Annotated in this window: 23 protein-coding genes and 2 pseudogenes; 11 read left to right on the forward strand and 14 right to left on the reverse strand. The window is 66.3% G+C overall.

The window, feature by feature from the left end:
• Positions 1 to 42: 42 nt before the first annotated feature.
• Positions 43 to 723 (reverse strand): DUF6308 family protein, encoded by a 681-nt coding sequence (locus GA0070619_RS08570; RefSeq protein WP_088947567.1) that lies wholly within the window; start codon positions 721 to 723, stop codon positions 43 to 45.
• A gap of 291 nt (positions 724 to 1,014) precedes the next feature.
• Here GA0070619_RS08570 and GA0070619_RS08575 point away from each other — a divergent pair, with 291 nt between their 5' ends.
• The 7 genes and pseudogenes from GA0070619_RS08575 (at position 1,015) to GA0070619_RS08605 (ending at position 7,744) form a co-directional block, all read left to right on the forward strand.
• Positions 1,015 to 2,367, forward strand: coding sequence for an HNH endonuclease (locus tag GA0070619_RS08575; RefSeq protein ID WP_197699613.1), 1,353 nt, complete (start codon positions 1,015 to 1,017; stop codon positions 2,365 to 2,367).
• A 497-nt stretch (positions 2,368 to 2,864) separates the two neighbouring features.
• A pseudogene (locus GA0070619_RS08580) lies at positions 2,865 to 3,244 on the forward strand (IS30 family transposase); the annotation flags it as partial.
• Positions 3,245 to 3,826: 582 nt separating this feature from the next.
• Complete coding sequence (locus tag GA0070619_RS08585; protein ID WP_172862003.1) at positions 3,827 to 5,077, forward strand: pentapeptide repeat-containing protein; 1,251 nt, start codon at positions 3,827 to 3,829, stop codon at positions 5,075 to 5,077.
• 159 nt (positions 5,078 to 5,236) lie between these two features.
• The gene (locus GA0070619_RS08590; RefSeq protein WP_088947569.1) at positions 5,237 to 5,512 is read left to right on the forward strand and encodes a transposase; all 276 of its coding nucleotides are present in this window, start codon (positions 5,237 to 5,239) and stop codon (positions 5,510 to 5,512) included.
• Complete coding sequence (locus tag GA0070619_RS08595) at positions 5,509 to 5,967, forward strand: IS3 family transposase (RefSeq protein ID WP_088947570.1); 459 nt, start codon at positions 5,509 to 5,511, stop codon at positions 5,965 to 5,967. The genes GA0070619_RS08590 and GA0070619_RS08595 overlap by 4 nt, the downstream gene beginning before the upstream one ends.
• On the forward strand, positions 5,967 to 6,437 hold the full coding sequence (locus GA0070619_RS08600) for an IS3 family transposase (RefSeq protein WP_088947571.1): 471 nt from the start codon (positions 5,967 to 5,969) through the stop codon (positions 6,435 to 6,437). Before GA0070619_RS08595 ends, GA0070619_RS08600 begins: the two co-directional genes overlap by 1 nt.
• Positions 6,438 to 7,264: 827 nt before the next feature.
• A complete protein-coding gene (locus GA0070619_RS08605) occupies positions 7,265 to 7,744 on the forward strand; it encodes a hypothetical protein (protein WP_088947572.1) in 480 nt (159 codons plus the stop codon).
• Positions 7,745 to 8,293: 549 nt separating this feature from the next.
• Here GA0070619_RS08605 and GA0070619_RS08610 read toward each other — a convergent pair.
• The gene (locus GA0070619_RS08610) at positions 8,294 to 8,563 is read right to left on the reverse strand and encodes a hypothetical protein (RefSeq protein WP_088947573.1); all 270 of its coding nucleotides are present in this window, start codon (positions 8,561 to 8,563) and stop codon (positions 8,294 to 8,296) included.
• A 283-nt stretch (positions 8,564 to 8,846) separates the two neighbouring features.
• On the opposite strand from GA0070619_RS08610, the gene GA0070619_RS08615 reads away from it, so the two are divergent.
• Positions 8,847 to 9,047 (forward strand): hypothetical protein, encoded by a 201-nt coding sequence (locus GA0070619_RS08615; protein WP_157743949.1) that lies wholly within the window; start codon positions 8,847 to 8,849, stop codon positions 9,045 to 9,047.
• 222 nt (positions 9,048 to 9,269) lie between these two features.
• Here the strand turns inward: GA0070619_RS08615 and GA0070619_RS08620 are convergent, their stop codons facing one another.
• A complete protein-coding gene (locus GA0070619_RS08620) occupies positions 9,270 to 10,952 on the reverse strand; it encodes a hypothetical protein (protein WP_231927333.1) in 1,683 nt (560 codons plus the stop codon).
• Between the two features lie 196 nt (positions 10,953 to 11,148).
• Here GA0070619_RS08620 and GA0070619_RS34055 point away from each other — a divergent pair, with 196 nt between their 5' ends.
• Positions 11,149 to 11,514 carry a transposase family protein gene (locus tag GA0070619_RS34055; protein ID WP_088947575.1) on the forward strand — a complete coding sequence of 122 codons (366 nt, stop codon included), beginning with the start codon at positions 11,149 to 11,151 and terminating at the stop codon, positions 11,512 to 11,514.
• A 163-nt stretch (positions 11,515 to 11,677) separates the two neighbouring features.
• Positions 11,678 to 11,947, forward strand: a pseudogene (locus GA0070619_RS33330) (mycothiol transferase); the annotation flags it as partial.
• Between the two features lie 195 nt (positions 11,948 to 12,142).
• Here GA0070619_RS33330 and GA0070619_RS08635 read toward each other — a convergent pair.
• The 8 genes from GA0070619_RS08635 to GA0070619_RS08675 all read right to left on the reverse strand — a co-directional run bounded on the left by GA0070619_RS08635 (position 12,143) and on the right by GA0070619_RS08675 (position 18,655).
• Positions 12,143 to 13,300, reverse strand: a complete 1,158-nt coding sequence (locus GA0070619_RS08635) for an MFS transporter (protein ID WP_197699614.1) — start codon at positions 13,298 to 13,300, stop codon at positions 12,143 to 12,145.
• Positions 13,301 to 13,341: 41 nt separating this feature from the next.
• Positions 13,342 to 14,043, reverse strand: coding sequence for a GDSL-type esterase/lipase family protein (locus GA0070619_RS08640; RefSeq protein ID WP_088947577.1), 702 nt, complete (start codon positions 14,041 to 14,043; stop codon positions 13,342 to 13,344).
• The gene (locus GA0070619_RS08645) at positions 14,037 to 14,501 is read right to left on the reverse strand and encodes a GbsR/MarR family transcriptional regulator (protein ID WP_088947578.1); all 465 of its coding nucleotides are present in this window, start codon (positions 14,499 to 14,501) and stop codon (positions 14,037 to 14,039) included. Before GA0070619_RS08645 ends, GA0070619_RS08640 begins: the two co-directional genes overlap by 7 nt.
• On the reverse strand, positions 14,498 to 15,322 hold the full coding sequence (locus tag GA0070619_RS08650) for an alpha/beta fold hydrolase (protein WP_197699615.1): 825 nt from the start codon (positions 15,320 to 15,322) through the stop codon (positions 14,498 to 14,500). Before GA0070619_RS08650 ends, GA0070619_RS08645 begins: the two co-directional genes overlap by 4 nt.
• A gap of 280 nt (positions 15,323 to 15,602) precedes the next feature.
• Positions 15,603 to 16,460, reverse strand: coding sequence for a TrmH family RNA methyltransferase (locus tag GA0070619_RS08655; protein WP_088947580.1), 858 nt, complete (start codon positions 16,458 to 16,460; stop codon positions 15,603 to 15,605).
• 57 nt (positions 16,461 to 16,517) lie between these two features.
• Entirely contained in the window at positions 16,518 to 17,372 is an 855-nt protein-coding gene (locus GA0070619_RS08660) for a MerR family transcriptional regulator (RefSeq protein WP_231927455.1), read from the reverse strand.
• 113 nt (positions 17,373 to 17,485) lie between these two features.
• Positions 17,486 to 18,004 carry a hypothetical protein gene (locus GA0070619_RS32715; protein ID WP_172862004.1) on the reverse strand — a complete coding sequence of 173 codons (519 nt, stop codon included), beginning with the start codon at positions 18,002 to 18,004 and terminating at the stop codon, positions 17,486 to 17,488.
• Positions 18,005 to 18,397: 393 nt separating this feature from the next.
• Positions 18,398 to 18,655 (reverse strand): transcriptional regulator, encoded by a 258-nt coding sequence (locus tag GA0070619_RS08675; protein ID WP_088947582.1) that lies wholly within the window; start codon positions 18,653 to 18,655, stop codon positions 18,398 to 18,400.
• Between the two features lie 98 nt (positions 18,656 to 18,753).
• Between GA0070619_RS08675 and GA0070619_RS08680 the strand changes: the two genes are divergently transcribed.
• The gene (locus GA0070619_RS08680) at positions 18,754 to 19,350 is read left to right on the forward strand and encodes a hypothetical protein (protein ID WP_231927334.1); all 597 of its coding nucleotides are present in this window, start codon (positions 18,754 to 18,756) and stop codon (positions 19,348 to 19,350) included.
• A gap of 12 nt (positions 19,351 to 19,362) precedes the next feature.
• Here the strand turns inward: GA0070619_RS08680 and GA0070619_RS08685 are convergent, their stop codons facing one another.
• The 3 genes from GA0070619_RS08685 to GA0070619_RS08695 are packed head-to-tail and all read right to left on the reverse strand — an operon-like array spanning position 19,363 to position 21,165.
• On the reverse strand, positions 19,363 to 20,112 hold the full coding sequence (locus GA0070619_RS08685; RefSeq protein WP_088947583.1) for a hypothetical protein: 750 nt from the start codon (positions 20,110 to 20,112) through the stop codon (positions 19,363 to 19,365).
• Positions 20,113 to 20,154: 42 nt separating this feature from the next.
• Positions 20,155 to 20,472 (reverse strand): hypothetical protein, encoded by a 318-nt coding sequence (locus GA0070619_RS08690; RefSeq protein ID WP_088947584.1) that lies wholly within the window; start codon positions 20,470 to 20,472, stop codon positions 20,155 to 20,157.
• Between the two features lie 9 nt (positions 20,473 to 20,481).
• A complete protein-coding gene (locus GA0070619_RS08695) occupies positions 20,482 to 21,165 on the reverse strand; it encodes a hypothetical protein (RefSeq protein WP_157743951.1) in 684 nt (227 codons plus the stop codon).
• Positions 21,166 to 21,545: the final 380 nt, after the last annotated feature.

Consider the following 21,545-nt stretch of genomic DNA (forward strand, 5'->3'; position numbering starts at 1 on the left):
CGCCCATGACCACATATTGGTGCTGGCGTCGCAGGTCAACCGTCACGAGGCCGCTGAAGCCCCTCGGTCCGGCATCCAGGCGAGGATGTCCAGCAGGCGTACGTCCGACAGGCGATCCGCTGCCTCGGCGACCAGTGGATCGTCGTGGTCGCGTGCGGCGCCCCGCAACAACGCGAGGCCCTCGGTGGCCCGCAGCAGATCCGTGCGGTATGCCGCCCAGTAGGCCCGCCGCGGTGGTGCGTGCCGGCTGCCTGCCTGCTGCAGTTCACGTGCCGCGACCTCGGCGGCCCGCCGGTACCGCCGCAGCAGCGCGCTGTCGAGGATGAGGAACAGGCCAGGCCGCACCAGGTGTAAGGCCTTGCTCACCTTCGCGTGCCCGAGCCCTTGCGGACGATCCTGGAAAAAGTGCTGGTACAACCGGCGCGCACAGTCGTAGTGGCCGTCGTCGAGCATTGGGTCGGCGTCGCGGAGGTGGGCGTCGAGCGGGACATCGTCCCAGGGCGCGGTTTCGCTCAACCGGAGCAGGTGGCGCTCCTGCTCTCGACTAATTCTGCTGCCCATGTACGGTGCGCGAGTTACCTTGATGAGCTTCGGCGTCAGCACGGGGTGCGTGCCGGCCAGCCAGTCGTAGGCGCGGACCGTGCGGGCATGCCCCTTGCAGTAGTCGACGAAGACACCAAGCGGGTCGTTCACAGGTCGACCGGCGACCTCGATCGGGGCCACTGTGGCACCTGCTTCCTGATCACTCGGCGGAGTCTCCGCCAGTTCCCAGCCTGCTTCCGTCCAACAACCGTGACAACCTCCCGGGCGGCCACCGAGAGGAGCGCTCGGGTGACGACAGCCACCCGAGCGGGTCGTTCCGCGTCGGCTGTTGGTCCCGTTCTGACCCCCGGCTTTCTCCGGTGGCAGCGTGCTTGTCAGCGCATTTACTAGCATCACCATTCCTTCATCGCCCACTTGGGGGCGCTCGGGTCGTCGGCCTCAGGCCGGGACGAGGAGTCGGCGAAGCATATGGTGGCCAACGGCAAAAACCAGTTCGAGCGGCTCAGCGAGAGCGCGTACTACTCCGCCGTGGTCGAGGCGAACCGGGCGTACCTGGACGTCGCGGTGCCCAACCCGGCCGGCACGGAGCGGGAGTACTGGACCCTTTCCTGCCTGCCGAACACCAAGAGCAGCCCGCGTCGGCTGTCCGCGGTGTGCATGCGAACGATGGAGACCTTTGTTCTGCACCAACCGCTCGATCCGGAGAACCAGGACGTAGCCGAGGGGTTCGTCGTCGTCCGGCAGTCCGTGCTCCGTCGGCACTGGCCGACCGGCCGAGCCCTGGCCCGGGAGTTTCCGGGCCTCACCGAGGAGCGGTCGGACTACCGGGACGCGGGACCGGACCAGGCTCGGGTGTGTGGTCCGTACGACCAGCTGGTTGCGGCGCTCGCCGACGAGCGCTTCGCTGCCGCAGTCCGGCACCTGACCTCCGCCCTCCTCACCGCGCGGACTATGCAGGGCGCCGGGCACAGCCACCGGCTTGTCGACGAGGTGCTGGACCGCGCGCGCCCCGACACCGAGTGGATCTATCCGGTAAACGACCGGACCGAGATGTGGGGCTACCACCAGGACGTGCCGGAGATGTTTGGGAGCCTGCCAGCCGACGGCGCATACGACGACTGGCACCTCTCCTCCTGCTTCCATCAGATCCGGGCCGGGGACCTTATCTGGGTCTACGCCAGCACCCCGCACCGGCGGGTCGTGGCCGCTGGGACCGCCTGGGCTGACCCGTACCTCCGCGCCGACGGCGACGGTTCGGAGTGGCGGCTGGAGATTCGCTGGGAGGTGCCGCTCACCCGTTTCCTACTCAGACGCGGCGTGGCGGGGACAGACGTATTGGAGAAGGTCGTGCAGGGCGTTCGCGCCGTGCAGCCGGTAGAGGCGGACCGCCTGGCCAAGATCCTGGACGAGGCCCGGGCGCCCGAACCCGAGGGACTGCCAGAGGGCCGCCGTCGGCGGCTGGCGCAGGTGACGGCCCGACAGGGACAGGCCGACTTCCGTCGCCAACTCATCGAGGCGTACCAGGGCCGCTGTGCGATCAGCGGTTGCGGCGTGGAGGCGGCGCTACAGGCCGCGCACATCGAGCCGTACGACGGGCCGGCCACCAACCGGGTATCCAATGGCCTTCTACTCCGAGCGGACCTACACAACCTCTTCGACCAAGGGTTGCTCTGGATCGACGACTCGTACCGGGTCCAGGTTGCGGAAGGGCTCGACCACTACGGCGAGTTCGCCGGGGTTGAACTCCCGCCGACGGCGGATCCCACGCACCGGCCGGACCAGCGGGCGTTGGCAGCGCACCGCCGCGACCACGGCGTAGATTGACGATTCCGCAGCCGACCGACACCCGGACGGTGCGGTCGACCGCGGCGGTACTTACGAGGGCACGCACAGGGAGCCTCCTGATCAGGGCCTGGGCAGGAATCCTCGGCAGGCATTCCAGCCGGCCTCAGGTGCTGTGCGCCTCCTCAAAGCGGAGAGCCACGAGACCACCGGCGCAGTGCGGTGACTACAGTGCGCGGCCCAGGGCACACGTCTTCGCCCGCCTCGCCGGTCACGGCCTGGTGCTGATGCCGCATTGGCCGTACGCCTTCGAGCGCTCCGACGCCGCGTCCGACGCCGTAGTGGTGACGAACTGGCAGGCGGACGCCCCGGCGAAGGCGCTCGTCGACCCGTCGACCGGGCCAGGCCTGGGGCCATGTGTCGACGGGGCCACCGCGCGACGAGGACTGATGGCGCCTGTCACCAGCCGACACGATCTACGGTCTACCCGCCACTGGGGACAGTGACACGGAGGTGCGCCAATCAAACCGGGATGTGGATACCTGCGGCTGGTGCACCTGCCCGTCGACCGCACCGCCGAAGCCGTCCGCGACGCGCCCCTCGCCGTACTGGCGGGACTTCCCGAGGCCGAGCGCCTCACACTGACCTGGGACCAGGGCGCGGAGATGGCCCATCAACAGCAGGTTGCACCGTTGCTGCGTGACGGGGTGCTCTTCGCCCATCCCGGCCGGCCGTCGCAGCGCGGCACGAACGAGATCACCAACGGTCCGCTGCGCCAGTACTTCCCCAACCGCAGGGACCTGTCGCAGCACACCGCCGCCGATCTCCGCACCGTCGAGCAACGCCTCAACGACCGGCCTCGCAAGACGCTAGGCTGGCGCACCCGGCCGACGTCTTCCACGCCGCTCTGGCACCCTGACGACCGTCACCGTTGCGACGACCGCTCGAATCCGACCTCCCAGATTGGTCGGTTCACGGGCCCCTGGAGGTGGTCCCTGGCGTGCAGTCGGCGTTGGACCGAGACGTTCGACTCGTCCGCGGTGCCCGCCAATCGGCTGCTTGCTCTGGTCGACGCCGCATTTGCCACACTCGACTCGTGAGGCTTCGTAGAGTTCGGCTGGCCGATGCGAGACCTACGTGACGTGCTGGCCGATTTGAAGGACACGGACGGGTCGTCAGGCTCAGTTTCCTTTGTGATGACCTGGCAGCGGCAGACGGAACACCGTCCGCCGGCCCTGGCCCAGAGGATTTTCCTCGTCCGATCAGAGACGCCCCGCATCGGACGGTACGCCATCACACCGACTCGTCGGCATCCTCGACGCCACACGAGCCGACCTTCCACCCGCGACAGACGCAGCACTCCACGCTGCCCTGTGTTTGGGCCTTGGTTGTCGCCGCCCAACACTGCGTGAGAACGTGGCCCTTCAGGCAGATGCGGAGAACCATGGCAGAGCATCGAGTGCGGGGCGCGCGTCCCTGGGTATGGGGAGTTGGCGGCCTCGTGGGCGGGCTCCTGCTCGCGTTCGCGCTTGTGGTGGGTCCGTGGCTACTCACCCGATACCCTCATCAGGGACTGACAGCCGAGCAGAAGTTCAAGGCCAGGAACGACGTACGGACAACGCTTGTGCAGGCCCTGGCCGGACTTGCCGTGGCTGGCGGTCTCGTTGTCACCTACAGCACCTATCGCCAGAACCAGCGTGATCAAGCGGACCGGCGGATCGAGCAAGACCGATCACATCGGCTCATCGAGGTTAGGCATGTCAACGACCTCTACATGAAAGCGGTCGAGCAGCTCGGTCATGCCCAAGCGCCGGTTCGGCTCGGTGCCCTGTACTCCTTGGCGCAGCTCGCTCAGGCAAACCTGGGACAGCGGCAGACCGTGGTCGACGTGTTGTGCGCCTACTTGCGCATGCCCTACTCACTCGCGGATTCAGCTACGCCGGCCGCAAAGGAGGAGCACGCGCAGCAGCTCCAAGTGCGTCTGACTGCTCAACGTCTCCTCGCTGGCCACCTCTGTCTCCCCCGCGATGTGTCGGCTGCGGACGCCGGGCGCGCGCAGCAACGGGTTGCGTCCGAGGACGACGTCTTCTGGCCTGGCATCAGTCTGGACTTGACCGGTGCATCTCTCGTCGACTTTGAGTTCGCCGGGTTGTCGGTCCTCGGGGCAGTCTTCGACCGGGCAAAATTTGCAGCCTCCACGATCTTCACTGGCGCTACCTTCTTCGGCTTCGCCGGGTTCCGCGGCGCAAGCTTCGACGAGGAGGCCGTGTTCGACAAAGCGACCTTCGCCGGCCACACCGACTTTCGTGGGGCGACCTTCGTGGAAGCTGGCTTCGTCAGTGCAGCCTTCCATGACGGTGTCTGGTTCGACGAAGCAGTTTTTAAGGTCGACGTCAACTTGGCCTACAGCCGTTACGGCGGCTATGCCGTGTTCAGCAAGGTCACCTTCAACGGCGGCGCCTGGTTTGACATGGCACGCTTCATCGATAGCGCCACGTTTGAAGAGGCTACCTTTAGCGGTGGAGTCTCATTCCAATCTGATACGCCCCTGGATGCCATGTTCAATGGCGCGCGCGTACTGCCGCCGAGCGACGAGTACCTCGAAAGCGGCCGCGATGCCGACCGGGAATGGCCACCTGGATGGACCGTGCAGCCGGATGAAGACGACCCTAACCGCGGTACGTTGGTTCGCCTGCAGCCCAAGAATCCCTCCGAGGTGATGCCACCATCCTCCCGGCCGAATGCTGACTGAAGAAGCTGGCCATTTCGTCACGCCGCATCAGACCCCTGGGCTGATTGTCGACGCGAGGAGACCTTGAGCGGCCCCCGCTTTCATCGAGCTTCTTGATCAGGGTCTGATGGCCGTGGGGAGGAAGTCGTCCGTGGCAGCAACGAAGAAGTACCCGACGAGCTGCGTCAGCGCGCGGTGCGTTTGTACCGAGTCGGACCCAAAGCCCGTCATCCGGCGGCCGAGCAACTCGGCGTGCATCACGAGGCGTTGCGGAACTGGATCCGGCAGGCCGAGGCCGACGCAGGCGAGCGCATCGATCGGCCCACCAGCGAGATGGTCGAGGAGAACCGGCGGCTGCGTCGCGAGGTGGCGGAGCTGCGGCGGCCGAACGAGATCCTGAAAGCGGCGAGTGCGTATTTCGCGGCGGAGCTTGGCCCGACCCGGCGACGGTCATGACGTTCATTTTTGAACACCGTGACCAGTTCGCGGTCGTGCTCCTGCTACGGGTCCTGAACATCGGCGCCTCGACTTACTACGCGTGGGTCCGGCAGGTCGAGCAGCCCTGCGACCGCGACGTGGTCGACCTGGGGCTGATGTCCAACATCCACGAGATCTGGGAGGCGTCTGGGCGCACCTACGGCGCGGACCGGGTGCACCGGCAGTTGCGCCGTGACGGAATTCGCGTGGGCCGCAAGCGGGTCGAGCGGCTGATGGCTGCCCAGGGCTGGCAGGGCGCGTTCCTGCGTCGAGGCTGGCGCGGCGGCTCCACGAGGCAGGACCCACGGGCGACGCCGGCGCCGGATCTGGTCAACCGGCAGTTCACCGCGCCCGGGTCGAACCGGCTCTGGGTCGCCGATGCCACCCCGCATCCCCTGCGGCGAGGGCGTGTTCTGGCTGGCCGCGGTCCGTGATGCGTTCTCCCCGCCGGATCGTCGGCTGGAAGACCTCCGACCGCTGCGACACCGACCTGATCCTCGCCGCCCTCGAATACGGCATCTGGTCCCGCGACGTCCGCGACGGCCAGCTGATCCGCCACTCGGGCCGCGGGTCGAACTACACGTCTTTTCGCTTCGCGGAACGCTTACAGGACAACGGAATCCTGCCCTCAATGGGCTCCATGGGTGACTCATTCGACAACGCGCTCATGGAGAACTTCTGGTCGACGCTGAAGATCGAACTCGTCTACCGCACCTCATGGCGCACCCGAGACGAGGCCGAGAACGCGATCTTCGCCTACATCGACGGCTGGTACAACACCCGCCGCATCCAACGCGAACTGGGCTACCTCAGCCCCGACGAGTACGAGACCGCCTGGCACACCCGCCAGCACGGCCCAGCCGAGCCAACTATCCCCACCCCTGCACCAGCCGGCAGCAGGTAACCACTGCTCCAGCAAAGCGGGGGGACTCACTCATGCCGTAAGGCGGGCGCGGTGGCACGGCCAGCGAGGGCGATCAGACCTGGCGGGGATCCGTGAGGGACCCCCGTTTACCCCCCGAAAACCCCGCTTGATCGTTGACGAAGGGTGACAAGGAGTGATGAGCGTCTGGCGGTGTCTCTGCAGCTCAGCGACCGCTTTCGGCAAGCAATGACAAGCTTGGTCCGATTACTGGCGGTAACAAGGGGTCGTCGGTTCGAATCCGGCCGTCCCGACGCAGGTCAAGGGCTGATCCGGATATCGGGTCGGCCCTTTCGCCGTTCTGGGGACCAAGATCAGTCAAGTTGGGGCTGGCTGGCGCTGCTTGACCGTTGGTCAAGTTTCAGGTGGCTACCCGGGTCATTTGCCGAATTGTTTGTTCTCTGGATCAAGGCGGCCCGCAAGCGGGCTGCGCCGGCCCGGCCCCGGCCTGCTGGCGACCTCCGGCCGGCATCGGCCGGGCCGGCCGGCCACGCTGACGGACGACAACTCGAAGACCTCGGATCTCCGCCCCGAACCCCGGCCCTCCTCAGAGATCAGCCGCTGATCACCTCGCCGGGCACCACAAGGGCTACCAGCCTCCCCGGACGGGGACAAGGTGGAGCGCCCTACCGGACGAACGACCTTGGCCCCGTCCGGGGAGGCTGGACGGTCTACGACTGTCCGACGAGGAGATCCGCTACGAAGCCGTATGGTTCCCGTATGAGCCGCCTTCGTCCGACCTAGGAGCATCGGATGCGATGGCACGATCAGCAGACGGGCAGCGGGCACATGGGTGGTGAAGCGGGTTGGTGATCGGGAACTACCGTGAGCTTTTCGCTCTGGTGCGTAAGCGGCCGCTCATGTATCTACTCGGGGCAGACTTCGCCAGCGTCGTTGCGTTCGTCGAGGGCTGCGACCACGGGAACGCTCGCAGCCTGCTCACTGGCTTTCAGGAGTGGCTGGTGACCCGCGTCGGGTGTGGGAGCAACTTGGTCTGGTGGAGCCTGGTTCTGCGACTGTCCGAGGCGGAAGGCGAGAAGAGCCCGCGCGAGATGGACCCCGAGACCGATGCCCGCGCCACCGAAACGCTGTTCCAATGCCTGGACGACTTCCTGGCGCTGCGCGAAGAGCACGACGGGCTGCGCAGGATCTACGCAGCCCATCAGGCGTGGCTCGACGCCCGCGATCTCAACCACTGCCTCGCATCCGGCGCACCAGCTTGCCCGGTCGTCGATGGCCAAAGCCGCAAGCCGCAGGCCGCCATGGGCTGCCTTCCTATGGGCCGGTAGCCACGAGAACGAACGGGCACGAGCGAGCATAAGACGTACTCGACCCTTGGGGCATCGCGACCGGTTGAGCGCGCTCTTCCAAACTGACGGTGCCGAGCCTCGTTGGGTCTACCATCGCCCGCGTGCAGAGGACGACATCAGCGGGCACATCTGGCGCGAGGATGCGGCGAAGAGGTTGCCGCTGGCGCACGACGCCTAGGCGCTCGGCGAACTGATCGAGCACGACCACGACCCGGCCGAGATCTCCTACTACGAAGAGTTTGCCGACCCGGACGCGCAGGCGCTAGATGATGCGCAGCGCTCCTACGCCGGGCAGTACCTCCGCAGGTTGCGGCGACTTCAGGAGCGACGCAGGCACGCCGGGACCGATCGCGAAGACTGACGGCTGTACAGCCATCCGTACAGCCAAGCCGACCGACGAGCGCCGAAGGCGGGCGGCAGCGGCCGACAAGCGGCGCAGGTCAGCGGTGGCCACCGACGTCGGCCGACAAGAGTCTTGATCTTTGTAAGGCAGGGGTCTGCGGTGTGCCATGGAGATCCGCTCGCGGGCTAGAGGCTGTGGCCCGGAAGCTGCACCTGTTCGGGGCCGCTCCACGATTCAACGAACCAGGCACCTGAGGCGACATCGAATTCCTCGGTCACCCATGGCTGAACGATGGCCGCGATCTGCTCCATCATGGGCCATGCATCGATGATCCAGCCATCATCTCCGACGTTGACGTGCTCTCGTAGCGGCTCGATCACTTCCGAAGGCAACTCCCAGGAACGTTCGAGGAAGTCGTCCATCCCGAACTTCTGAACTACGTTGACCACGTTCACGCGACGACCGTAGCTGGCTCGGGCCGCGCCAACTCAGCGGAGAGCAGCGACCCACGCTGGTCGGCAGCAGGCGAGCAGTCCGCATCTGGTCCGCAAGAGGTCGACGGACGGCGGGGGAGCGGTGTGAGATGTCGAGAGGCGTTTCCGCTGCTAGACCCGCATGTGCCCAGGTCGACGGTACGGGCAATTTGATCTCGTAATTCGTAGGTCACTGCGATCCCGGTCAGGACTCGTCAAGCGCCAGCTGTTGAGCCCGGCTGCCGCCTGGCCGATGCTGTCGAGCATGAGCACGCCCAAAAGGAGAAGTCCATCGTTCCGCGAGCAGGCCGACCGCCTCACGCTGATTGATCGCTGGGGCCACTTCGTCCTGGATCAACCGGTCCTCGTGTACCCCGGCGAGACGATCTGGCGCAAAGGCGACCAGCTCATGGTGCAGCGGCTCGATGGACGCGTGGACGCCTACCCCGGCTTCGTGAACCGCTGATGTCTCCGGGATCGGGTGCCAGGGCTGACAGCAACCGTTGACAGCAACAGCCTCGGACCATGAGGTACGGACGAAGCACCTGCAGGAGCAGGACCAGCCACGAACGCCGGGGGCGGACCGTTTTGGACAGCTCGGCCGAGGCTACGGATCGGAGGGCCGGCCGGACCATCTACGGACGGATGCCGGCCAGGCCGAAGCACCACGGCGAGGACATGCCCAACATCACTTCGTGTTGGTGTCGATGGTGTAAACCACGTCTGACCCGACGTCGTGGCGGGTGATGCCGGGTACGTCGGGGATGTTAAGCAGTGGTTCGTATGGGGTGCCTTGGAGTCGGTCGCGCAGCAGGACGACGCTGCGGATGCCGAGTTCGTGCAACCGATCCAAGGCCGGCTCGCTGGGGAAGGTCGCCATAACGTCGCGGATCGCCTGACGGTTGGGTGTGGTGTAGCTGGCCGCACCGTTGACCATGGCGGGAAAACCGTCGGTCGACCAAAGTAGGACATGGAGGTCGACGCTGTCGTCGGACGGCAATACCATGATCGGAGCGTGCGCGGAGGCTAGCGCCACCGCGGCCGGTTTGGCTGGGGTTTGGGGGTGGTGCAGGTCAGGCAGGCCCTCAGCTAGCACGAGGACCAGCAACGGAACGGTCAGTAGCCGTGCCGCTCCCACCGACCATTTCGGCTTGGCGCCCCTGCGAGCCACGTCGGCCAGGTGGGTAACCAGGCCGGCCGCGAGAATGGCCAGGCAGAGAGTGGGCCACAAGATCAACCGGCCTGGTGTACGGGATCCATCGAACCCGGGCACGTAAAGATAGAGCAGGCGGTAGATCGGCCCGTTCGTGCCTAGCGCGAACAACACTCCGACGACCGCCCCAAACAGCAGCAGAAGCCGTTGCACCGGTGACCAGCGGGATAGGAACAGGCCGGCGAAGGCCAGTGCATACAGTGCATACCCGCACAGCAGCACTTTCTCAGTCGGTATGCCACCAAGAGCGGTGCGGGCGTCGTTGTGCAGGGTGCCCCAGGGCAGCGAGGACTGCGGCGCCACGAGAAGTCCGCGCAGTGTCGGGGAGAAGTACGCGACGTAGTCCCAGTCCCGGGTGACATTTGGGTTGAGCTCGCGCACGTGTTGGTACGCGTACGCGAAGTATCCGGTCACTGCGGTGAAGACCAGCCCGCCGATCAGATCACCGACGATCAGCCGGAGGCCAAGGCGTGGGCGGTGGATCAGCCAGGCTATCAGTGTGATCAGGCAGAGGGCGGCGAGGACATATACGAATCCCAGCCCCACGCCGAAGCCTAGGCTGACCTGCCAGGCCGCGACGAGCCAGCCAGCGAACGCCCATCCCGGCCGGACTCGTTCGGCAAGGTAGCCGCGTGTGAACGAGAGTCCGTGGCCGCGCGCCAGCATCGCCAGGGCCAGAGTGATACCACCGGTGGAGAGAATATTCAGATGGCCGTCGTGGCCGTAGCGCCAAGGCGCGTAGGCGAGGGCGGCCCCGGCTACTGCGGCGGCGACCTTATTCGCGCCAAGTTGGCGCAGGAGCGCGTAGCCGCCGAGGAAGGCGAGCGCGAAAGCCAGCACGAACAGGATGTTGTAGCGCAGCACGGCGCCGACTACACCGTTGCCTATCAGCCCTGCCGGGGCATAGCCGAGCAGGCTGTCGTTCAGGGCTAGGCCGTACGTGTCGGGATAAAAAGCGTTGGTGTCCCACAGGCCACGCAGACCGTTGGTAAGTGCGTGGCCACCCCATCCCACCAGCCATGCTTGGGCCGTCGGGTCACCCACGTCACCGACGATGGTGTGGGCCGGGTCGGCGATCGGCACAGTCTTGGCGCCGGCAGTCACCACGCGAACCGCGTACGGCGGAATCAGCCAGATCATCGCGACAGCGAGGAGCACTGAACCGAGGCTCGCGATGCTCAGTTCCCGCCGATGGGCCCCACGTGTCAGCCAATCCCTCGTGCCTGAACTGGCACGCGCGAGTCCGCCATTTTTTTCAGGCTCGCTGAGAGTGACGGCTGATGTGGGGCCTCCTGCCGGTGGCTCTACCTGCGTCATCACATTGACCCTCACTGTTGAACCGCCGCAGTAAATCATGAGCAGGGCGGCGCATGGAGTCAAGGCATCGATCAATGTAGTTCCGGTGGCTGGGACTTACGCTGTTTATCAAAGGCGTCTTGTCACGCAGGAGTCGCGATCGGTGCAGCGGCGAATTTTGCCGCTGTCGGAACAGGACACGCCAGGGTTGCTGCAGGCCCTCGCCCGGGTTCCGGACCCACGGGACGCCGGCGGCCGGATCCATCCGCTGCCGGGACTGCTCGCGATCGCGATCGCGGCGGTGGTTTCGGGATCGAGCCGCGTCGTGGAGACCGTCAAATGGGCCGCCGACCTGCCGGACGCGGCGTGGGATCGTCTCGGTGCAAACCCGCGACGCGTTCACTGTTGCCCAGCGGGTGCCTGACGACAGCACCCTGTCCCGGGTACTGACCGGTATCGACGCCGGCGCCCTCGATGCTGCGGTGTGCCGCTGGCCGCTCAGCCGGGCGGTTCTGACCGGGGCCGGCAGGCGAGTGATCGGGGTCGACGGCAAGACACTGCGCGGCAGTGGGCCGACCGGGGCCCAGGTGCACCTGCTGGCCGCACTGGACCAGGCAGAACAGATCGGCCTGGCGCAGATCAACGTTGCTCAACAGCCCCGCGAACAGTTCAGCGGGAACTCCCGCGGCGATGGCGCCAGCTGGCAGGTCACCGAGGACGAGATGATCGCCGACGTGGTCGCCGAATACACCGAGGCGTGCACTGAGTCCCGGCGGATCGCGGCCCGCTTCGCCCTCGACGACACCGTGCCGCACCATCGACTCGGCTGGGTATCACTGTGCTGGGTCTACGTCCACATGATCGAGGAGATGGCCCGGCACGCCGGTCATGCCGACATCTTGCGCGAACAGATCGATGCGGCAACCGGCGACGGAGCTCCCCGCCCGTCGCGCCAGCGACACCGCAGCACGGCTGACACTGTTGTGTCTAGGGGACGGTGGCGGCTTGACGGGTGGCGGCTGTCGTTCGCGCACGAGGTGGCTTGCTCACGATCAGCCAGTCGCGGGGATTCGAGTAGCGCTGCGGGCGAGGGTGAGCACGAGGAGTGCAGCGATCGCGAAGCCTGCTGCCGTGAGCGGGAGGGCGCTCACTCCGGCGGTGGTGAGGATGGTGCCTCCTGTCGCGGCTCCGATGGATACCCCGAGGTAGGTGCCGGAAGTGTTCAGCGCCAAGGCTTGCCCGGAGACAGGACCGGCGAGGTGGTGCAGGCGGGCTTGGATTGCTGGCGAGTTCCAGAACGCCATACCGCCCCACAGCGTCGCTGCGACCAGCGCGAGCGGCAGTGGAGCGGGCCTGGCTGTCCAGAGCACCCAGAGCACGACCATCGCGGCGACGATCGTACCGATACCGATCAACAGGGTTCGGTCTGCGCCGAGGCGGTCGGTGGCGATTCCACCGAGCCAGATGCCCGCGATGCCTGCGATTCCGGAGAGGCCGAATGCGAGTGCGCGTTGCTCAATGCCTGCTGTCGTGGTCGCGGACAGATATGGGGCGAGGTAGGTGAGCATCATCATCGAGCTGGTCATGAGCAGGCAGTTCGCCAGCAACCCGAGTGAGATCTGAGCCCGCCGCAGGATGCGGAACTGATCGGCCAGCCGTGGCGCGCCGTCGGTTTCCTCGCAGCGGGGCAGGGTATCGAGCAAGAGGATGAGGACGAGAGCACCGGCGATGGCCATCGTCGCGAAGGTGGCTCTCCATCCGAGGGTGCCGCCGATCCAGGTCCCGAACGGCACCCCGGCGGCGATCGATCCGGTGACGCCGAGCGAGACGATGGCGATGTACCTGCCAACCTTCTGCGGTGGTGCGTGGCGTGCGGTGAACGCGAACAGCGCCGGGGTCATCGCCGCGGCCGCGAGCGCAGCAGCCACGCGCAGCGTCGTCAAGACCGCGAACGACTCCGTGGTCGCTGCGCCGATGTTCGCGGCGATGAAGACCAGTAACGCGGTCGTGAACAGTCTTCGGCGAGGCACGTCCGCGAGGACGACGGCTGTGACCGGTGCTGCGATGGCGACGCTCAGGGAAAACACGGTGATCAGTTGCCCGGCCTGGCCTTCGTTGACTTCCAGATGGGCCGCGAGTTCGGGCAGGACTCCGGCGATCACGTAGTCGTCGGTGTAGAGCACGAACGCGGCGGCGAGCAGCGTGAACAACCAAGCAGGCGTACGCACCATTTCTCGGGAGGCTTGATGAGTCATCCGCTCGTGCGGTCCTGTTCGGGACGGACGGTCGCCGCGATCGTCTCCGCGACGAGTCTGCTCGCGGCGGCGTCGAGGTGGACGCCGTCGCGGTGAGCCGTGACGCCTCGTTCGGTGACATCGAAGATGTCGATGAGAGGGAGGCTGTGCTGCTCGGCAACGCGACGCACGATCGGCGCGACCTCTCCCGCGACGATGCGTTCGGAAACGCCGCGGCGATTGGAGAACGCGACCGGCGGCGTCAGGAGGTAGACGGTCGACCTGCGGTCGGCGCTGTAGCGGGCGGCGAAGTCGGCAAGTTCCGACTCGTACGCCTTCGCGTTCCAATTGTCGCCTCGTGCGTCATTCGTTCCCAGCATGATGAGGACGATGTCGGCGCGCGCTCCTAGAGACGCCTCGGCGAATCGGTTCGCGGCATAGGGCCAATCACCGTTGCGCTGAAGTGTGCGCCGATTCAGTCCGTAGTTGAGCACCTGGTACCGGTCGCCGAGCATCTGGGCGAGCTGGGCCGGATAGGACCATCTGTTGCGGCCCTTGAGCAGCACACCTGCGCCATAGGTGTTGCTGTCGCCGATCGCCGCGACGGTGATCTTGCCGGCTGCCGGCCGCGGGACGGGAGGATGCATCGTCCGCCGGGCAGCGAAGGCGACGCCCCCGACGGTGAGGAGAAGGACGGCGGCGGTGATGAAGATCAGCATGAGCTTCCCTGTGTGTTCGTGCGCCGTTGCGGACGTTGGCGGAGGACTTGTTCGCCGGCGTCGACGTAGGACGTGAACAGGTCCGTGACGTCGCGAAGGCGGTCCGCCGCTTGAGCGTTCTCGGTGAGTTCCTCGGCAGCACGCAGCGTGCGGATGAAGGTGCGAGTGCGCTGATGGCTGGCGGCGAGGAGCTGCTCAAATCCGCCGGCCGCCTCGATGAGGAAGCGACGACTGCCCGGGTGTGGGATCGTGCGGACCAATCCCCATGCCACGAGTTCGCGGATCGCCATGCTCACCGCGCTGGAGCTGAGCGACAGGGCGGCGCGCAATTGCTCGGAGCTGGACGCCTCACCGCGCAGCAGGAGGTAGCCATAGAGGCGTCCGGTGGCTCGAGAAAGCTGCCACCCGGCGAGCGTGTCGCCCATGGCGTTCACGAAATGCTCCTGATCCGGGGTCACAGCGCGGTCCCCTCTGACCGCGTGGACAGGAGCCCCCAGCCCTCGAGGATCTCGAGGACGACGCGCGACACCGCCTCTGGTGCATCCCAGGTGACCATGTGGCCAGCATTCGGGATGACGTGCTCGGTGACCATCTCGACCTCGGCCCACCGCGCCGTGGCCGTGGCGATGTTGCCCGTGCGATCCCGCTCGCCGCGAACGAGAGCGATCGGCACGGGGGAACGGTATGCGGGATCAGGCGTCACGAACGATGCGGTGGCTGCCCAGACATCGAGGAACCTGCGCTTGGGCATGCGAGCGAACACTGCCTCCGTACGAATGATCGCATCCGGGGACTCGGCCGAGGCCCGTGCCATCACCCGAGGGAGAACCCTCTCCGGAATCACGGAGAGCATGGGAGCGGCGATTCGGAGCGCGAATCGCTCGATCCACGAGAGCGGGCCGGCGTTCCACGCCGAGTCGAGGATGATCACCCCACCCACTCGCTCCGGGTGCTCCTGCGCGAACGCCTGCACAAGGTTGCCTCCGAGGGAATGCCCCACCAGTATCGGAGTGTCAACGCCGCACTCGGCCAGCAGCGCGCCGAGATCCTCGAGTGCATCGACGGCCGCGAATCGTACGCCGGCTCCGAGGGTCGACTGCCCGTGCCCACGGATATCCCAGACGATCACTCGGACACTGCGCTGGGCGAGTGATGCCGCCAGCCCATCGAACATCGAATGGTCGACCCCTGCCCCGTGGGTGAGCACCACGGTGGGTGGGCCCACGCCCTGGTCCGCGAAAGCCACATTCGCAGTCGGGCGCGCGAGATGCCTGTCCAAGTTCACCATTCTCTGAATACGCGCAGATGCGCAACATGACGACGGCAGCGGAGAGCATCCTGTGTGAGCATCCCGAAAGCCGACTACCGCGTCATCGTGCGGCTTGGGGATGCGAGGGCTCGCGCCCACCATCGGGATCTGGGCCTCTTCGACTGGTGTGCTCATGCGGGCGGGGACGGGCTGGGTTCGGGAATGTGCTGCCTTGACCCCCGAGTCCTGAGCGGGAGGTCGCTGACATCCTGGTGCGCCGCGATCACTGCTCTCAAGGACCATCGACCCGTCATAGACGACCAACCTCGCGCAATCGGGAGTCCTGGTGCTCCCCGGTTTTGTGCTCGAAGAGGGCGATACCTGCGGTGACCGAGACGTTCAAGGACTCCACGTTCGAAGCCATGGGGATCGAGTATCGGTATGTGGTCAGCGCATCCAGTTCACGCGACACTCCCTCGCGCTCACTGCCCATCGCGAGCGCGAGACGTTCTCGCGCCCTGCGGATCGAACTCAGCGGTTCGACAGCATCGGCCGAGAGCGCGGCGAGCACGAGCCCTTCCTGCCGAATGAACTCGGCGCATTCCGCGCGAGTCGCGAGCACGACAGGGGTCGCGAACACCAATCCGCGACTGGCGCGGATCAGGCGGCGATCCCATATCGTGCGCAGGCCGCTGTCGACCAGCACGATGCCCGCCGCGCCGAGCGCGCAGGCCGTCCGCGTGATCGCTCCGATGTTGCCGACGATCCGCACCCCGTCGAGGACGATGATGTCACCCGTCGTTCCGATCAGGTCGCGGAGTTGGGGACGTCTCGGTGCACGCGCCAGCGCAAAGACGCGCGAACGCTTCTGCTCCCCGAACAGCGTTCGCGCCACACTGTCGTCAAGGACGTAGCGCGGCACATCTGCATCGATGCCGGCGAACGTAGAAGGGTCGGCGGAGGCCGAGAGATACAGGCTGTCCACCTCGACCCCGCAGGCGACGGCCTGCTCGATGTTCTCCAGATCGTCGAGGACGAAGATGCTCGGTCTCTCGGAACGGTTGCGCAGCACGTCGGCGATGCGCCGAGCGACCGGGTGGCGTGTGCTGTCGATCGCCTGCACCGTCGCCGGTTCACGCGTCTCGCTCGCAATCGTCGCTGCCTCCATGCGCACAAGCGTGGGCCCTCACGCGACGTCAGGGTCAAGATGCGGGAGGGCGCGCGCCTACTCCCACCGAGCGTTGGCAGGATCGACGCCGTGGCGCAGCGCGTTTGCATCGATGACTTCGGAAAGCCACGAGGAAAGCTCTGGTTCTCGCGCGTCGAAGTAGGCGCTGAATCGTGCGTCCTGGACGTAGCGCTGTCCAAGGCACACCTGCATCGAATGGGTGCAGGCGAAGAGCTGACCGATCATCTCTCGATGCTGCTCCGCCAGGTCATTGGCCTCATCGCTGCCGGGTGCGACACCAGAGCGCTTCGCTGCCGCGAGTTCCGAATACAGGGCATCACCATCGGCCTGCATCCGTCTCCGGCCGTCCTCCGAGGACACCGCCGCGTTCCGCTCGAACTGCGCCCATTCGTCGGAGTCTCCCCAGCGTTCGCGCGCTTCTTCCGCCCAATCCTCACGCCAGCCCTGACCGAAGATCTCCGCCTGCTGCTGCGCGGTGAGCGTGGCTCCCGCCGTTCTCGATGCCAAGACCTGATCGACGGCGTCAGCCATCTGCCGAAGCCTGGTGATCCGCTCTTCGAGCAGTCGCCGTTGCTGCTGAAGCTGTTCCGTCTCGTCCACAGTGGGATCGTCTAGAAGCGCGGCAATCTTCGTCAGGGCGAACCCGAGTTCCTGGTAGACGAGCACTCGATGGATGCGCCCTACGTCTACGGCTGAATATGCCCGATACCCTCCCGGCGTGCGGCCTCGGGGCTGAACCAGACCGGCTGCATCCCAATGATGCAAAGTCCGCACGCTAACGCCAACAAGTGACGCCACATCACCGACCGTCAGTTCCTGCGACACCTGCTCAAGCGCTGCCTCATCGGTCTGGCCCCGGAGCCAAGGCGTCATCGACTCCGGCACGTTCATATCCACTCTCAGTTCCCTCCCGATCCGCGCTGCCTGAGGCCACTGCGCCCTCCTATTTTCCCATCCTCAACGTCGCTTCACAGCACCAGCCTGTTCCTATGAACAGACGCGCGCTACGTGTGCGTAGCTGGGCCTGTCACATGCTGCGTGTTGCCGCGGGTCTCGTGCTCGAACGGGTCCTGTAGTTGCCCGTTCACCCCGTCATGCCTTCTCTCGTGGCAGCGAGCGTCGAGGCGACGGGTCGTGGCGACGGCGACGGCGAGTGACTCGACCGTCAAAGTCACCGGGTGATGCGATCCGACCGAAGCCTGGATCGGGCCGCTCCACCGTCCCGAGCCGTTCCAGGCGGGCACCCGTGCCTCGGTGGCGATGCTGGCGCCGACTTCGTGCCCGTGCAGGGCTAAGGCGAGCAGAAGCCGTTCCACCGACTCCCGGGGTGGGAAGAACCATTCGTTTCGTGGCCCGATTGAGGTGATCTCCAGCAGTGCGGTGGGTGGTTCCGTCGTGGCGGATCCGGTTCGCCACATCCGGTAGTCCGGGTTGTTGGGATACCACTGGTGCTGCTCGACGCCGTCCAGCATCCGGACGGTCACCGTGCCGACCGTCAGCGGCCCACCGTCGGCTGCGACCACGTTGGCCAGCGGGGACTGGGAGCGGTAGCGAAGCGCAGTGTCGGCGCGGCAGGACCGATGCTCGGCAATGGGATGTGGTGGTCGTCGAGGGCCGCGCAATGGTGTTCGCCCCGCGGGACGAGGTTCTCGACCGCGACCTGGCCGTGACAACTGCCGCAGTCCTGCCGCTCCAGCCGCTGGAACAGGTGCGGCATCGGTGGGCCGAAGGTTCGTTCGTGGCGGTCGTAGCGGTCCAGCAGTGGAATCTTTCCTCGGCGGCTGTGATCCGGCGGATGATGCGGGCAAGGACAGCTACCAGCTCCGGCCCGTCGAATCCTGTTCCACCGAAACCAGTCTTCGGGCAGCGGTCACGTGCTCAGCTGCGTCAGATCCGGCAGGGCCCGAAAGCCATCGTCACCGTCTCCGCAGGAAGGCGTAGACGACCTTGTTGGAGGCGAATTCCGAGATGTTGACGAGGTCCCAGCCGAACTGGCCGAGGACCTCGGCGGCGGCAACCGCCTCGCTGACCTTGTCGCCACCGATGCCGTGATGGGAGACCACCGCCAGCAGACGATAAGGGTACGTACGAAGATCCGCTTGGCCCTGCAGGACCGCCCGGGCGGTGACCATGCGGGTCCGGGTGATTTGCTCCGGGGTCTCTGCGGCGGCCATACCCGGCACCATAGTGGCTCGTCGCTCGGGCAGTCTGCCAGCTTCGCAGCCGGTATGTTCGAGACGTGTCTGCGTCGGCCGGTGTTTCTCGTCTAGTCATGGCGCTCGTTGCGGTGCTCGCCACTGCCGCCTGTGACGGTGCCTCGGCTCCGGTGGGTGCGCCGACCGCCGGGCCGGCCACGAGCAGCGTTGTCCCCACCGCGCCCACCGCATCGGCCGGCCCCGTCTATCGCGCTCAGGATCTGGAGTTGTGCAAGCGTACTGATCTTCGGCCGTTGGCGGAGTTGTCCCTGACGGTGGCCCGCACCGATCCGAAGCCGCCGCTGGGGCAGCCGGGTGCGGCGTGTCTGTTCGAGATGCGGACGAAGGACGGGCATCAGGCGAACCTGCGGGTGGAGGCGTCCACGCCGGTCAGCGAGCAGGAGGCTCGGCTGCTCTACCGGGCCACGGCGCAGGTGACGGTGATGACTCCAGCCGGCGGCATCACCGGTGTGGGCGACGAGGGCGAAGCCTTCACCAGGCGCTCCGAGCCCGGCTTCAAGTACGCCGAGTACATGGTCCGCGCGCGCACGGGCAACCTGGTGGTGAAGGTCTGGCTGGCCGTCGGCGGTGCTTCGTACGCCGCAACCGAAACACTCGCATCGAAGGCGCTGACGTTGCTCAAGGCGACCCAGGCGGCCGTACCCACTGTGTGATGCGCCCGTTGGTCATCCGCGGACGGCCTCGGGCCACCGCCCACCGGGTAGCTTCGAGTGGTCGCCGACCTGCGTGGCGATGTCTCGGATGTTGCCCAGCGCGTCGACGAAGCGCTGGCCGATGGTGAGCAGAATGTCCAGGCCGGCGGTGACGAGGTCTCCGACCGATTCGGCGAGGGTGGAGATGGCCCACGGTAGGTCGATGACAGTTGCCCCTTCGGACGCTGCCTGCGCCAGTTTGCCGACCAGCCCCGTGACGATCTTCGCGAGTTCGACGGCGTAGTCGACGTTCGCCTTGGCGATCGTGAACAGCCACTGGCTGATGAACTCCGACTTGAGGACGGACTCGTCGACTGCGGCTTTCTGCTTGAGTGCCTTGGCGTTGTAGGCACTCGCGGCGTCGCCGGTCCACTTGGGCAGGTTCTCGTTCGCTGGGTCGGTGGTGGCGGAAGAAAGGTCGGAGACCGGGGTCTTCACGTCGTTGACCCAGCGGAAGCTGACCTCGATCAGCGAGAGCACCGGCAGTTGATGCTCCAAGGCCTGCTCGACGCGGTCGAGGACGGCGTTCAGTGCCGTTTTGGTGCTGTCCAGGCTGTGCTTGATCCACAAGAGTGCTGCGGGTCCGAGGAGCCACTTCCACTGCTGTACCTGCTCGACGATCTCGTTGAACTTGGCGATCGCCGTGTCGATGCCGGCGCGGATGTGGTCGAACGCCTTGTTGAACGGTTCCCCGTACTCGAGATCAGTGGTGCCTGGCTGCATGTGGTGCTCCGTGCCCTCTCCGAACGTCGCGCGGTGGGGTCGCTAGGCCTTGTAGATCTTGTTGAGGTCGAGTGAGACGACCTCGTCGGCCCGGTCGTACTCGTCGGCGATATGCCGCAGGGCCTTGCCAACCTGTTCGAACTCGGTCACCGCCCCATTCAGGACGGCGACCATGAAGGTGTGGAAGTCCCTGTATGCCAGTGAGTGGATGAGGACGTTCGCGTCACCGATGAAGAAGGCCGACGGGTCGAGGTGCAGCTGCTCCGCGGCGACCTTGATGGCAGCTACCCGGTCCGACAGCGTCAGCCACTTAGCTCCCTCATCGCGTAGCGAGTCGGTGATGACGTTCAGTTCAGCCATCTCACTGCCTCACGATCCAGTCCGTCCGGCGCTGGCCAGCGCGAACGCGCGGAAGAGGGAACGGGCTTCGAACTGCAACTGATCGGCGTCTGCCCGTGCGATCCACCTGACGTCACCGGTGATGCCGGTGATGCCGCCTCCGCGGATGTGCAACGTCAGGCAGCCGTTGGGGCCCGACATGCTGGACTCGCCCTTCAACCCGGACAGGCGAGTCGCGGCGCCCAGCTCCTCGTCAAGGTCGTGCAGCGTCTGCCAGGTGTCGCGCAGCCACGTGTATTCGTCGACGTCCCGCTCGGGACTCCTGTCGAGCGGCTCCTGTTCCGGCGCTGCGGGACCTTTCTCCTCCGTCTGCAGACGGAGGAGCGCCGCCAATTCGAGGGCAGTCTGCACGGCGGCGACATACGCCTCGAAGAGCGCATCGGCGAACCCACTAGGGCCGAGCTGGCTGCGCCAGTCGCGAGCGATCGTGACAGCTGAAACCTCTCGCTGGGTGTCGACCATGACCCGGACGGAGCCGGTCTGGTCCGCCCCGGAGCAATCTTCGGGTCGCAGTTCACGTTCCGTCTCGCGCAACACACGGTTGGCCTGCTCGCGTAAGGCGGAATCGTCGCCCAGGAAGTCCAGACTCGCCAGCTTGAGGCGTTCGTGCCTGCTGCCCTGCTGCATTCGCCCCCCGGCTTCCTGCTCGGTCAACGCTTTCCGTGCTGCGCCCGCCACGGCAAGGTAGGACAACGGTACGTGAATGACCAAGATCCGTGGGACCCCGGGCGCTGGGCGGGACGTCTCGCTACGGCGAGGGACAAAGGCGCGGCAGAGATGCCCCGGGAAGCCACGCCTGACTGTGCGCGACCACCCGCCATGGGCCCGACCCGCGAAACCGCAGCTTACGAGCCGCGACCGAGTATTGGAGCAGGACAGGCGCGGCCGCTTTGACGACGCTGCCACCACTGCGCAAGCGCAAGGGCAGTCGTGGACGAGCGAACAGGCAGGGATGTTCCTTGAGTCCTACCGCGACGGCAAGAACCACCTCTCACGTTGGGCGAAGGCCTGGCCAGCCAGCCTCAGGCGAACCT

The organism is Micromonospora zamorensis, from assembly GCF_900090275.1.
In the GTDB taxonomy this organism is placed as follows: domain Bacteria; phylum Actinomycetota; class Actinomycetes; order Mycobacteriales; family Micromonosporaceae; genus Micromonospora; species Micromonospora zamorensis.